Annotated in this window: 11 protein-coding genes; 3 read left to right on the forward strand and 8 right to left on the reverse strand. The window is 60.0% G+C overall.

Features of this window, described 5'->3' with window-relative positions:
• The first annotated feature begins 306 nt into the window (after positions 1-306).
• Positions 307-2,160: a cation:proton antiporter gene (locus HF027_RS13280; RefSeq protein ID WP_168016457.1), complete on the forward strand. Its 1,854-nt coding sequence runs from the start codon at positions 307-309 to the stop codon at positions 2,158-2,160.
• 193 nt (positions 2,161-2,353) lie between these two features.
• Here HF027_RS13280 and trpC read toward each other — a convergent pair whose 3' ends face one another.
• The 5 genes from trpC to HF027_RS13305 form a co-directional block, all read right to left on the reverse strand.
• Positions 2,354-3,208: an indole-3-glycerol phosphate synthase TrpC gene (trpC, locus tag HF027_RS13285; protein WP_168016459.1), complete on the reverse strand. Its 855-nt coding sequence runs from the start codon at positions 3,206-3,208 to the stop codon at positions 2,354-2,356.
• Between the two features lie 63 nt (positions 3,209-3,271).
• On the reverse strand, positions 3,272-4,291 hold the full coding sequence (gene trpD / locus HF027_RS13290; protein ID WP_168016461.1) for an anthranilate phosphoribosyltransferase: 1,020 nt from the start codon (positions 4,289-4,291) through the stop codon (positions 3,272-3,274).
• 43 nt (positions 4,292-4,334) lie between these two features.
• Positions 4,335-4,919: an anthranilate synthase component II gene (locus HF027_RS13295; RefSeq protein WP_168016464.1), complete on the reverse strand. Its 585-nt coding sequence runs from the start codon at positions 4,917-4,919 to the stop codon at positions 4,335-4,337.
• Between the two features lie 149 nt (positions 4,920-5,068).
• Positions 5,069-6,556, reverse strand: a complete 1,488-nt coding sequence (gene trpE / locus HF027_RS13300) for an anthranilate synthase component I (RefSeq protein WP_168016513.1) — start codon at positions 6,554-6,556, stop codon at positions 5,069-5,071.
• A gap of 266 nt (positions 6,557-6,822) precedes the next feature.
• A complete protein-coding gene (locus tag HF027_RS13305) occupies positions 6,823-7,488 on the reverse strand; it encodes a phosphoglycolate phosphatase (protein WP_168016466.1) in 666 nt (221 codons plus the stop codon).
• Between the two features lie 277 nt (positions 7,489-7,765).
• Between HF027_RS13305 and HF027_RS13310 the strand changes: the two genes are divergently transcribed.
• Entirely contained in the window at positions 7,766-9,067 is a 1,302-nt protein-coding gene (locus HF027_RS13310; protein ID WP_168016468.1) for an NAD(P)/FAD-dependent oxidoreductase, read from the forward strand.
• Between the two features lie 101 nt (positions 9,068-9,168).
• Here the strand turns inward: HF027_RS13310 and HF027_RS13315 are convergent, their stop codons facing one another.
• The 3 genes from HF027_RS13315 to rpe all read right to left on the reverse strand — a co-directional run bounded on the left by HF027_RS13315 (position 9,169) and on the right by rpe (position 11,148).
• Positions 9,169-10,011: a mechanosensitive ion channel family protein gene (locus HF027_RS13315; protein WP_168016470.1), complete on the reverse strand. Its 843-nt coding sequence runs from the start codon at positions 10,009-10,011 to the stop codon at positions 9,169-9,171.
• Positions 10,012-10,144: 133 nt separating this feature from the next.
• Entirely contained in the window at positions 10,145-10,444 is a 300-nt protein-coding gene (locus HF027_RS13320; protein ID WP_168016473.1) for a GIY-YIG nuclease family protein, read from the reverse strand.
• A 5-nt stretch (positions 10,445-10,449) separates the two neighbouring features.
• Positions 10,450-11,148, reverse strand: a complete 699-nt coding sequence (gene rpe, locus HF027_RS13325; protein WP_168016475.1) for a ribulose-phosphate 3-epimerase — start codon at positions 11,146-11,148, stop codon at positions 10,450-10,452.
• A 187-nt stretch (positions 11,149-11,335) separates the two neighbouring features.
• On the opposite strand from rpe, the gene ggt reads away from it, so the two are divergent.
• Positions 11,336-13,063: a gamma-glutamyltransferase gene (gene ggt, locus HF027_RS13330; protein ID WP_168016477.1), complete on the forward strand. Its 1,728-nt coding sequence runs from the start codon at positions 11,336-11,338 to the stop codon at positions 13,061-13,063.
• The last annotated feature ends 46 nt before the right edge of the window (positions 13,064-13,109 follow it).

Genomic DNA, 13,109 nt, shown 5'->3' on the forward strand with positions numbered 1-13,109 from the left:
GAGGCCTACTCTGGCAGCACGGATCGTCAGGGTAGGCCTATAGCAAGCCCCCATAAGGCCGGACAGCTCTGCAAGCTCAGACACGCGCATTCTCACAGCCCTGTAAGTCGTGAACACGACAGCCCCCGTATAACCTCATGCGTATCATTGGGTGCAACGCGAGCTATTTGATGCGGGATCATTTCTGTCTCCGAGTGAGGCGCTAGCGTCATTGTCACCAGAACACGTCGAACCCGATTAGGGTTTGCATGTGTCCTGCCACACAGATAGGCTTCGCGGCTTTCTGAAACTCACCGGAGCATCCCCATGGAGCATGCAGCCCTCCAACTGGCAGGCATCGGTCTCTTGGCGCTTATCTGCCAGTGGATCGCTTGGCAGTTACGCTTGCCGGCCATCCTTACGCTGCTCGTCGCGGGCATCGCCGCAGGTCCTATCACGGGTGTGCTCGCCCCGGATGCCCTGCTCGGCGACCTGCTGTTTCCCCTGGTCTCACTGGCCGTCGCGGTGATTCTCTTCGAGGGCGCCTTGACCCTGAGTTTCCGTGAACTGGGGGGGCATGGCCGGACCGTACGCCGGTTGGTGACCTGGGGCGTGCTGGTGACAGGACTGATCGGCACGGCGGCTGCCTACCTGTTGCTGGGGTTATCCTGGCAGATGGCCAGCGTGCTTGGCGCGTTACTGGTGGTCACCGGCCCGACCGTGGTGCTGCCACTGCTGCAGACCCTGCGCGCCAAGGAGAACCTGACCCAGATCCTGCGCTGGGAGGGCATCCTGATTGATCCGGTGGGCGCTATCGCCGCCGTCCTTGTCTACGAGTTCGTGGCGCTGGGGGGCTCTGTCGATGCCAGCAATGCCGCCGCGCATACCCTGTTGTTGTTCGGCAAGACGGCAATGATCGGCTTCGGACTGGGGATATCGGGTGGCTATCTGTGGGGGCTGGTACTCCGCCATAACTGGCTGCCGCGCAAGCTGCACAGCTTCGGCACCCTGATGATGATGCTGACCCTCTACTCGGTCTCCAACACCCTCTTCCACGAATCGGGGCTGCTGACGGTGACCGTGATGGGTGTGTGGCTGGCCAATATGCGTGGCGTACCCACCCAGCCCATCATCGAATTCAAGGAAACGCTCTCGGTACTGCTGATCTCGGGGCTATTCATCTTGCTTGCCGCGCGCCTGACGACCGATCAACTGTCGCTACTGACGTGGCCTGCCTGGGCCTTCCTGGCCGTGCTGCTGGGCGTTGCACGTCCCCTGACGGTCTGGCTATGCACCCTGGGCAGTGCACTCGATTGGCGCGAAAAGACGCTGCTGGCCTTTATATCGCCGCGCGGCATCGTCGCTGCCGCCGTCGCTTCACTCTTCTCACTACGCCTTGAGAGCATGGACATGCCCGGCGCCGAGATGCTGGTACCGGTGACGTTCCTGGTGATCATCAGCACAGTGGTCATGCAAAGCCTGATGGCTCGCCCCTTGGCCAACGCACTGAAACTGAGCCGCCCGACGCCGCGAGGTTTTCTGATCATCGGCGCCAACCCCGTGGCCCGGGCAATTGCGGGAGCGCTTCAGGCAAAAGGCTTCAAGGTACTGCTCACCGACTACAGTTGGGATGCCGTACAGGAAGCCAGAGCAGTAGGGCTGCCCGTCTATTATGGCGACCCTCTTTCGGAACACGCCGCACAGCATCTGGAATTGACCGGTATCGGTCACCTGCTGCCACTGTCGCCCTATCGCGAACTCAATAACCTGGCGGCCCTGCACTTCGAGCACCATGTTGGTGTAGGTAAGGTCTACCGCCTGGCGGTCAAAGCCGGCAAGAAACCGCAGCCTCGACATGACCAGGCCCTGGGGCATCTGCCCATCGCCTTTGGTGAGGATGTGACGTTTGCCCGTCTGTCGAGCCTGATCGCGCGCGGGGCCAACATCGAGTATATGCCGATCACCAGCAACATGAAGATCGAGGACTACCGCGCCAAGTACCGTGATCGACTACTGCCGCTATTTGCTTTCACTCCCGGGGGGCGTATCCGTCTTGCCACCTCTCATGAGACGTTCGTGCCGCGTAGCGGCGAGATCATGATCGGGCTTCCCTATGCAGACACCGGCAGTGAAGTCATGGAAGCCCAGCGCACTGAACGACGCCGGCGCCCCATCAACTGATACAGCAACCGCACCCGCTGTTCGATACCCCACAAATGCAACAGGGCTGCCAATTGGCAGCCCTGTTACGTTCAGGCGCTTCACTTCGTCCGATGGCGCGCGTCATTGCTGTGGATGACATGCGACGATGAGACGTAGCCATGTCCGCGGCACAGCAATGCATGACTGAAGCGATAATGCATGACTGAAGCGATCAGTAGAACATCGCTTGCAACGCCGCGCCGGGATCATCTACGCGCATAAAAGCCTCGCCGACCAGAAAGCCGTGTACCCCCTGCTCGCGCATTCTCGCCACATCCGCACGATCATGAATGCCGGACTCGGTGATCACCGTCACGCCCTCGGGAATTCGTTCGAGGAGCTCGAACGTCGTATCCAAACGCGTCTCGAAGGTATGCAGATCGCGGTTGTTGATCCCCACCAGCGCGAGATCCAGCGCCAGCGCACGCTCAAGCTCCTGCGCATCGTGTACTTCTACCAGCACATCCATGCCCAGTGCGACCGCTTGATCATGCAGCGCCTTGAGGCGGACATCATCCAAAGCGGCGACGATCAGCAGGATACAATCGGCACCGATGGCACGCGCCTCGACCACCTGGTAGCCATGGATAATGAAGTCCTTGCGGATCACAGGCAGCGCACAGGCATCCTGCGCCTCGATCAGATAATCCTCGTGCCCCTGAAAGAAATCGGCATCGGTCAGCACCGACAAACAGGCCGCACCGCCACTTTCGTAGGCGCGGGCGATGTCGGCGGGACGGAAGTCCTCGCGCATCACGCCTTTCGAGGGTGAGGCCTTCTTGACCTCGGCAATCACCGCCGGGTCACCGGCCGCAATGCGTGCATCCAGAGCAGCGACGAAGCCACGCGGCGGGGCCTGGCGAGCCGCAAGCTCGTGAAGCGCCTCCTCGCTGACCGCCTGACGCCGCTCGGCGACCTCCTCGTCCTTACGCTTAAGGATGCGCGCCAGAATGGTCGGCAGGCGACCCGTAGGCGGAGCGTCTTGAAACGGGCCACCTTGAGACTGCGTATCTTGAGCTTGAGTCATGTCAGAGGTTCCTACTTATTCAAAGGCCGTATCTACAAACGGCGGCCAGGTCACCAAGCCGCATCAGGCCGCAAAGACCCGCGTGAAATCGGCAAGCTCCTTGAACTTCTCAGAAGGAAGCTTCGAAGCCTGTGCATCCTGAGCCATCAGCACACCTTCTTTCAGGGTGTCAGCGATACCCGAAGCATAAAGGGCCGCACCGGCATTCAGGGCAACGATATCCGCCGCCGGCCCTTCGCCAAGCAATGACTGCTTGACCAGCGACAGACTCTCTTCGGCCGTCGACACCTTGAGTGAATCCAGCGACTGACGCTGTATGCCGAAGTCCTCGGGGGCAATGGTGTACTCGGTGATCTCGCCGTCCTTCAACTCGGCGACATGGGTCGCGGACGCCAGGGAAATCTCGTCGAGACCATCCTCCGCATGGACCACCAGTACATGCTTGCTGCCCAGTCGCTTGAGCACCTCGGCCATCAACGGCAGAAGATGGGCCGCATAGACACCTAGCAGCTGATTGGGAACACCGGCCGGATTGGTCAGCGGCCCAAGGATATTGAACAGCGTGCGCACCCCCATCTCACGGCGCGGCCCCACCGCATAGCGCATGGCGGTGTGATGGTTCGGGGCGAACATGAAGCCCACCCCGACCTGGTCGATACAGCGCGCCACCTGATCGGCGTCCAGATCGATATTGATACCGGCGGCGCCAAAGAGGTCAGCACTGCCAGATGAAGAGGACACACCACGGTTGCCATGCTTGGCAACATGCCCACCCGCCGCGGCGACCACGAAGCTCGCCGCCGTCGAAATGTTGAAGAGGTTGGCGCCGTCTCCCCCTGTGCCGACGATGTCGACGAGATTCTCGCCATGGACACTCACGGGAATCATCAGCTCGCGCATCACCTGGGCAGCGGCGCTGATCTCAGCAGGGGTCTCCCCTTTCACGGAAAGTCCAACCAGGAAACCGCCGATCTGGGCGTCGGTGGCTTCGCCGGTCATGATGGCGTGCATCACATCATGCGTCTGTTCATAGCTCAGGCTCTGGCCGCGCATCACGGCGTCGATCGCCTCTCGCATCTGCATTTTTTTCTCCTCGCGATCCATGTCGTGGTGTGGCGATCAACGTTCAACCACGTTGCAGAAAGGTGGCCAGCAGTTCGTGGCCCTGACGGGTAAGAATGGACTCAGGGTGGAACTGTACCCCTTCAATATCCAGCGTCTTGTGACGCAGGCCCATGACCAGGCCCGGCGTGACGTCATCGTCGTCGACCCAAGCGGTGATCTCCAGGCAGTCCGGCACGCTCTCTTCAGCCACTACCAGTGAATGATAGCGGGTCACCTCGAGAGGGTTCTCGAGTCCGGTGAACACGCCAGTATTCAGGTGGCGCACCTTGGAGGTCTTGCCATGCATCACCTGAGGGGCGCGCACTACCTGGCCGCCGAACACCTGCCCAATGGCTTGATGGCCAAGGCAAATGCCGAGAATCGGCACGCGGCCGGCGAAATGACGAATCACTTCAAGTGAAATACCGGCCTCGGTGGGCGTGCAAGGCCCCGGCGAAATCACGATATGGCTGGGCGCCATGGCCTCGATCTCTTCGATCGTGATCGCATCGTTGCGGTGGGTATCGACCTTCGCCCCAAGCTCAGCGAGGTACTGCACCACGTTATAGGTAAAGCTGTCGTAGTTGTCGATCATCAGCACGGACATGGATCAATCTCCAGCATTCGCCCGGACACTCCGGGCGATGGCAATCAGGCAAGCACGGTTCTCAGAAGACGTTCTTGCAGACAAAGCTCTGGCCACCAGTGGCTTCAAGCCTCAAGGGCGAGGCTGCAACGCCAACGCCTATCGCGTACTTATTCGAGGTTATCCAGGCCGCGCTCGGCCATGGCCACCGCGCGGAACAGGGCACGCCCCTTGTTGAGGGTCTCCTGCCACTCGAGTTCGGGTATCGAGTCGGCGACGACCCCGGCACCTGCCTGAACGTGCAACTGACCGTCCTTGATGACGGCGGTGCGGATGGCGATGGCGGTATCCATGTTGCCGTGCCAGGAAAGATAGCCCACGGCACCGGAATAAATGCCTCGCTTGACCGGCTCTAGCTCGTCGATGATTTCCATGGCTCGGATCTTCGGCGCCCCGGAAAGCGTGCCGGCAGGAAAGGTAGCGCGCAGCACGTCCATCGCCGAGAAGCCAGGCTTCAACTGACCGGTGACATTGGACACGATATGCATGACGTGGGAATAGCGCTCTACGGCCATCTGGTCCGTGACCTTGACCGTTCCCGTCTCGCTAATCCGGCCGACATCGTTACGACCCAGGTCGATCAGCATCAGGTGCTCGGCGATCTCCTTGGGATCGGCCATCAGATCAGCTTCCAGCGCCTGGTCTTCGGCTTCGGTGGCACCCCGCACCCGAGTCCCCGCAATCGGGCGCACGGTGACCTCGCCATCCTCCAGACGTGTCAGGATTTCAGGCGACGACCCCACGACATGATGATCATCAAGATTGAAGAAGAACATGTAGGGAGAAGGATTGAGGCTGCGCAGCGCACGATACAGATCAAGCGGTGGCGCCTGATAAGGAATCGACATCCGCTGCGAGGGCACGCACTGCATGACGTCGCCGGCCAGCACGTACTCCTTGATCTTCTCAACGGCGGCCTTGAATCCATCCTCAGTGAAGCCCGAGTTGAAATGGCCTTCTTCAACCGCGCGTCCGCCCGTTCCAGGGCTCTGGGTAGTGATGGTGTTGCTGCGCAGCCGAATCTCGAGACTTTCGAGCCGCTCGCAGGCCCTGGGGTATGCGCCTTCGATGGCCGGGTCGGCATGAGTCCAGAGCGTCAGACGACCGGAAAGGTTGTCAAAGACCACCAGTTCATCGCAGACCATCAGCAAGATATCCGGCACCCCTAGAGGGTCGGGCTTATCGACACCGGCGAGACGCGGCTCGGCGTAGCGCACGGTGTCGTAGCCGAAGTAGCCGACCAGGCCGCCGTCGAAGCGAGGCTGATCATCCAGACGCGGCACTTTGAAGCGCTGCTGGAATTGCTCGATCCAGGCAAGTGGATCCTCGACCCGGCTCGCGCCCAGTACCTCGTCATCCTTGAGGTGGCGCACCTCATAGCCGCGTACTTCGATACGCTCACGGCTGGGCAGCCCAATGATCGAATAGCGCCCCCACTTCTCGCCGCCCTGCACCGACTCGAGCAGGAAGGTCCAGGGCATATTGGCCAGCTTCAGGTAGGTAGAAAGCGGGGTGTCGAGATCGGCAAGCACCTCGCGGGTCACCGGAATTCGGTTGTAGCCGGCAGAGGCCAGCTCATCGAAACGTTCGAGGGTCATCATGCCCGGCATTTCCTTCAAGAATGAATCACTTAAGCGTGGAGTCTTACATAGAGGCGCAGATACCGCACTAACCAGTGGTCAGCGGTGTGCGCCGGACCAGGCCGGCATCACCATCGCCAACGCTTGACGTCACGCATCAGGCCAGCAAGGCCTGGAAAAAGTGCATCTTGAAGTGAAGGACGGGTGTCCGGCGTCATGAGGGAATCCGTAATAGCAGGACTTTATCGATCAGGCGATTTTTATAGTGCAATGACAAAATCACACTAAACGAGTTCAGTAAGCGATTCAACTACCGCATCCGGCGCGCTATCGCTTACCGATTCGCCATGATTATACCCGTAAGGCACCGCAAGCGTGCGAAATCCGGCGCGTTTGCCCGCCTCGATATCATGGCGAGAATCACCGACCATCAAACAGGCCGTTGGCGACACGCCAAAATGGGCCGCGGCATGTAAAAGAGGCGCGGGATCTGGCTTCTTCTCGTCCAGGGAATCGCCACCAAGGCACAAGCCGAAACACTCCGTGAGCGCAAAGTGCGCAAGGATCGGCGCAATAAAGGCTTCAGGCTTGTTCGTGATCAGCGTCAGTGACACTCCCTGAACGATGAGGCCATCAAGCGCTTCTCGGACACCGGGATACAGCTTGGTACGCGCCACAGGTGAAGCCCGATAATGGAGAAGGAAACGTTCATGGCACGCCTCGACCTCACGCTCCTCGGGCCACCGGTTCAATGCTTCGCCAAGCGCTCGTTCGACCAAAAGGCGTGAGCCGTTGCCAACCCAGTCGCGCACCCTTGCCTCCCCAACAGGCGCCAGCCCCTGATCCTCGAGCGCAGCATCCACCGCCACGGCCAAATCAGGCACGGAATCAATCAGGGTGCCATCCAGGTCGAAAGCCACCATTTCAATGTCCCGAACCAGGTCATGCATAACGCTTCCTTCCCATCAAGGTGTTTGTAGGGCAATGTCGCTCGACATCCAGTTTATGCATGTAATATTACGACAAAACATGACCAAAACTCTCCCTGGGCCGTAGGCAGGCGACGAGCAGAGGCATATCCTAGGCGTCAGCCATCGCCGCAACAGGTGGATAGCCTTGGAACTATCGCGTGAGCGTTATCTCGCGTTTTCCATGATGGGGCTTACCTGGCCAGGGCGATCATTACGCTTCTCAATCTTTCCATTCATCAACGCAACGGAGTTTTTCATGTCTCTACCGCGCATCGTGGTGGTCGGCGGTGGCGCCGGCGGGCTCGAACTGGTGACCCGACTGGGTCACAAACTGGGCAAGCGCCGGCGCGCCGAAATCGTACTTGTCGACCGTAACTCTACCCATATCTGGAAACCGCTGCTGCATGAAGTCGCCACCGGGGTCCTCGATTCCGGCCTCGACGAAGTCTCCTATCAGGGCCACTCGAAAGCGCATGGTTACCGCTTCCAACGTGGCACCGTGAGCGCCCTGGACCGGGGTGAGAAAAAGCTGACGCTGGCGCCGATTATCGATGACGACGGCGAGACGGTGGTCCTGCCCTCCCGTGAGCTGGACTACGATTATCTGGTGATGTCACTGGGTAGTGTCTCCAATGATTTCGGGACGCCAGGCGTCGCCGAGCATGCCCACTTCCTCGATAGCCCGCACCAGGCAGAAGCCTTTCGTCACGACATGCTGAATACCTTCCTGCGCTACAGCGATCCGGAACGGCGAATTCATCCCAAACTGTCAGTCGGGATTGTCGGCGCCGGCGCGACCGGCGTGGAATTGGCCGCCGAGCTATACGGCGCTTCGAAGATGCTCAACAGTTACGGCTTCACCTCGCTTGAAAGCACGCAGCTCGAAGTCCACCTCATCGAGGCGGCTCCACGGATCCTGCCAGCCCTGCCGGAGCGTATCAGCCAGGCCGTTAGAAGCGAACTCGAGCGTCTTGGTGTCAATATCCACGTGGACACCAAGGTGACCTGCGCCGACGAAGAAGGCTTCATGACCTCCGATGGCACGCGAATCGAGACCGACCTCAATGTCTGGGCGGCCGGCATCAAGGCTCCCGCGTTTCTCTCGGAACTGGGGCTCGCCACGCAAAATAACCATCAGCTCAAGGTCGAACGCACCCTGCGGAGCCTCGATGATCCGCACATCTTCGCCTTCGGCGACTGCGCCAGCTGCCCCCAGGAAGACGGCAGTACGGTACCGCCGCGGGCTCAGGCCGCCCATCAGCAGGCCGGCACCCTCTATCGCAATCTATTGGCCACCCTTGAGGGCAAGCCACTCAAGAATTTCACCTACCGTGATCGCGGATCGTTGATCTCACTTGCTCACTTCGACGCCGTGGGCTCGCTGATGCGAGGCGCCTCTGCCCGCTCGCTCTTCATCGAGGGGCGCCTTGCCAAGGTCTTCTATGCCTCGCTCTATCGCATGCACCAGCTCGCCATCCACGGCACCGTCAAGACAGGCATGACCGTGGTTGTCGACGGCATCAATCGCTTTCTGAAGCCAAAAATGAAGCTGCACTAGGTCACAAGCGCCAGGCCGCCAAGCGGCAACAAGACGACAAGGCCGCCGATGATCTCGGCGGCCTTGTCGTTATCGCGCTAACACAGCCATCGTCGCGAGTCTTACAGGCGGCCCTGCCCGCTCTGCTGCTCTTCATGGTGAAAGACGTGTACGTCGCGCTGCGGGAAAGGAATGCTGATGCCTTCGGCATCGAAGCGCCGCTTGATCTCTTCCGTCATTTCCCAGTACACATCCCAGTAATCGCTGGCCTTGACCCAGGGCCGCACGATCCAGTTGACACTGGAATCCATCATCGCATTCATACGGATATTGGGCGCCGGCGCTTCAAGCACTCGGGTATCGTTCGCGACCACGTCTTCCAGCACCCGGCGCACAGTATCGATATTGGCGTCGTAACCGACGCTCGCCACCAGGTCGACCCGGCGAGTGTCATGCGAAGAGTAGTTGGTGATCGCACCGTTCATCATCTGACCGTTGGGCACGATGATCTTGCGGTTATCGCCGGTCTTGAGCTCGGTAGTAAAGATCTGTACATCATCGATCACCCCGGCAACCCCTCCGGCCTCGACGTAATCACCGATCTTGTACGGCCGGAAGATAATCACCAGCACCCCGGCAGCGAAGTTGGCAAGCGAGCCCTGTAGCGCCAGACCAACGGCCAGGCCAGCAGCACCCAGTACCGCAATCAACGAAGTGGTCTGAATACCCAACTGATTGATGGCCGCCAGCACCACCACGATCAGCAGCAACGTCCGCAGGATATTACCCAGGAACTTGATCAACAGCGGCTCGATTCTGGCCCGCTCCATGGCCTTGATACTCAACCGGTGCAGCAGCGACACCGCCCAGCGCCCCAGGACAAAAATGGCCAAGGCCGCCACCAGATCGATCGCAAGACCAGTACCGATATTTTGCAAGTAGGCCAATAGGGCATCCATTTCCATGACGACTCCTTGAAGAGAGAACGATGCACGATCACCGCTGCATTGAGCGGTCATCGATAGTAATTGCATTAACGACACATCTCCCCTTTTGGAAGATCGCGACCAAAGGGGCTTGATGGATATGCCGCCGGACTTATGGCAGTTTTTGCGGCCCCTGGCCAGTCACATCCTGTTGACGAGACATGAGCCAGGCACGCTTGCCCGCTGCCGAGAGGCGCTTGACCTGCGCTTCGAGGCGTAACGCATCGCCGCGCTCGCCGACGGCCTCGTGGTGAAGAAGCGTCAATGGCCCCTTGCCACGCAGCGCCTTGGCACCACGGACACCCTCACTATGTTCGGCGAAGCGCCTCACCACATCGGTAGTAATGCCGGTATAAAGGTGCCCGGCCGCCGTCTTGAGCATATAGAGATGCCAGCAGGGAGAGGCCGTCATGCTGCTCAGGCCTTCGCCAACTCATCACGGAAGGCCTGCATCACACTGTCATAGCGGTTTGGGTCTTCGTCGTTGCGTCCCTTGAACACGGCAGAACCGGCGACGAAGGTGTCGGCCCCGGCTCGGGCAATCTCGGCGATATTATCGATCTTCACGCCCCCATCAATTTCCAGACGAATCGGGCGGCCGCTGGCATCGATACGCCGGCGCACGTCACGCAGCTTGTCGAGAGTCCCCGGAATGAACGACTGCCCGCCAAATCCTGGATTGACACTCATCAATAGAATCATGTCGACCTTGTCCATCACGTAATCGAGGTAGGACAAGGGTGTTGCCGGATTGAATACCAGCCCTGCCTGGCATCCTCCATCGCGGATCATCGCCAGCGACCGGTCGATATGATCGGACGCTTCCGGGTGGAAGGTGATATAGCTGGCACCGGCATCGATGAAGTCGCCGATCAACTGGTCGACCGGCCGCACCATCAGATGGGCGTCAATCGGAGCGGTAACGCCATGCTTGCGCAGCGCCTCACAGACCATGGGGCCAATGGTCAGGTTGGGCACGTAGTGATTGTCCATGACGTCGAAATGCACGATGTCGGCGCCGGAGGCCAATACATTGTCGACCTCTTCGCCGAGACGGGCGAAGTCGGCTGAAAGGATCGAGGGTGCGATCTTGAAGTCAGGCATTGCGTCGCTCATGGGCAGGGCAGGCTCCTGTTAGGAAAAGGGATGACAGGGGAACAGGGCGCCATTCTAGCAGAACGCGAAGCGCCAGCATCCCGGTGTGCCACTCATGGAAGGACCGACCAACCCTTTCTATGGCTTTTCCTTGCAGCCCTTTCACGAAGCAACAATAGTGAAATAGCCCATCAATCAGGAGAAGGTCATGCCCCTACATTTTCGACGCTCGCTAGTCCTTGGCCTGCTGGCCGGCAGCCTGTCGTTTACCTCTAGCATCTTCGCGCAGGAAGCGATTCTCGAGGGCGCACGGTTCCACCCGCAAGTCGGTACTCAAGGGATGGTGGCCACCAGCCACTTCCTGGCGTCTCAGGTTTCCCATGACGTACTGGCAGCGGGCGGTAATGCCGTGGATGCTGCCGTCAGCGCCGGCTTCGCCCTGGCCGTCACCCAGCCACGCTCAGGCAATATTGGCGGCGGCGGCTTCATGCTGATCTCGGATGAATCGAGCGGCGAGGTCATCGCCATTGATTATCGTGAGATGGCGCCGTCTGCGGCCACCGAGACCATGTTTCAGGACGCTGATGGTGACCCGGTCAGCGAACGCTCGCGCTTCACTCATCTGGCAGCCGGGGTTCCCGGTACCGTTGCAGGCCTGGCCATGGCATTGGAACAATACGGCACCATGAGCCTTGCCGAGGCATTGGCGCCCGCCATCGAACTGGCCAACAATGGCTTCCCGCTTCCTCAGCGCTTTGTCGACGGCATCCATGATGCGCGTATGACCTTCGAACCCTGGGCCGCATCAAGAGCGAAATTCTTCAAGGCGGATGGCAGTCCTTATCAAGTCGGCGAGATCTTCCGCCAACCTGACCTGGCCGCCACGCTAGAACGCATCGCCACTGAAGGGGCACGGGAATTCTATGAAGGCGAGACCGCCAGACTGATCGTCGCCGAAATGGAGGCCCATAACGGCCTGATCACCATGGACGATCTGGCCAACTATCAGCCGGTCATTCGCGAACCAAGCCACGGCACCTATCGCGGCCACGACATCTACGCCATGAGCCCACCCTCCTCCGGTGGCGCCCATATCGTGCAGATGCTCAATATCCTTGAGGACTACGACATCGGCGCCATGGGCTTCAATTCAGCCGATACCATTCACGTGATGGCAGAGGCCATGAAACGTGCCTACGCGGACCGCTCCGAGTATCTGGGCGATACCGACTTCGTCGAGGTGCCCCTCGAGGGCATCACCTCACCGGCCTACGCTGATGAGTTGCGCAAAGGCATCAGCATGGACAAGGCGACGCCCAGTGACAGCCTGGCGCCGGGTAACCCGCTACCCTATGAATCCAACGAGACGACCCACTTCTCGATTGCCGACGGCAATGGCCTGGCGGTGTCCAACACCTACACCATCAATTTCAGCTACGGCTCGGGAATCGTCGTCGATGGCGCCGGCTTCCTGCTCAATAACGAGATGGACGACTTCTCGGCCAAGCCCGGCGTGCCCAATGCCTATGGCCTGATCGGCGGCGAGGCCAACAAGGTCGAGCCCGGTAAGCGCATGCTCTCCTCGATGACGCCGACGATCGTCAAGAAGGATGGCAAGAACTTCTTGATCACTGGCAGCCCCGGTGGCTCGCGGATCATCACCACCACCCTCCAGGTGCTGATGAACGTCATCGATCACGACATGAACATCCAGACGGCGGTCAGCGTGCCGCGCATCCACCACCAATGGTTGCCCGACGAGATTCGCATCGAGGATGGCATCAGCCCGGATACGATCGCGCTGCTTGAAGCCAAGGGCCATGTCATCAGCCAGCAGGACGCCATGGGCGCGGCCCAGTCGATCCTGATTCGCGATGGGGGCTACTTCGGGGGCGCCGACCCGCGGCGCTCGACGTCTTCTGCCATGGGGCTCTAATATTTCGCACAGCATTGCCCCTATACACGGCCCGGCCTTGCCGGGC

Origin of the sequence: Halomonas salinarum (assembly GCF_012062845.1) — a bacterium.
GTDB classification, from domain to species: Bacteria; Pseudomonadota; Gammaproteobacteria; order Pseudomonadales; family Halomonadaceae; genus Onishia; species Onishia salinarum.

Coding starts and splice junctions, on each gene's coding strand:
- HF027_RS13280 (WP_168016457.1), top strand. CDS start 307: ATGGAGCATGCAGCCCTCCAACTGGCAGGCATCGGTCTCTTGGCGCTT.
- trpC (WP_168016459.1), bottom strand. CDS start 3,208: ATGACTCAAGCTCAAGATACGCAGTCTCAAGGTGGCCCGTTTCAAGAC.
- trpD (WP_168016461.1), bottom strand. CDS start 4,291: ATGCAGATGCGAGAGGCGATCGACGCCGTGATGCGCGGCCAGAGCCTG.
- HF027_RS13295 (WP_168016464.1), bottom strand. CDS start 4,919: ATGTCCGTGCTGATGATCGACAACTACGACAGCTTTACCTATAACGTG.
- trpE (WP_168016513.1), bottom strand. CDS start 6,556: ATGACCCTCGAACGTTTCGATGAGCTGGCCTCTGCCGGCTACAACCGA.
- HF027_RS13305 (WP_168016466.1), bottom strand. CDS start 7,488: ATGCATGACCTGGTTCGGGACATTGAAATGGTGGCTTTCGACCTGGAT.
- HF027_RS13310 (WP_168016468.1), top strand. CDS start 7,766: ATGTCTCTACCGCGCATCGTGGTGGTCGGCGGTGGCGCCGGCGGGCTC.
- HF027_RS13315 (WP_168016470.1), bottom strand. CDS start 10,011: ATGGAAATGGATGCCCTATTGGCCTACTTGCAAAATATCGGTACTGGT.
- HF027_RS13320 (WP_168016473.1), bottom strand. CDS start 10,444: ATGACGGCCTCTCCCTGCTGGCATCTCTATATGCTCAAGACGGCGGCC.
- rpe (WP_168016475.1), bottom strand. CDS start 11,148: ATGAGCGACGCAATGCCTGACTTCAAGATCGCACCCTCGATCCTTTCA.
- ggt (WP_168016477.1), top strand. CDS start 11,336: ATGCCCCTACATTTTCGACGCTCGCTAGTCCTTGGCCTGCTGGCCGGC.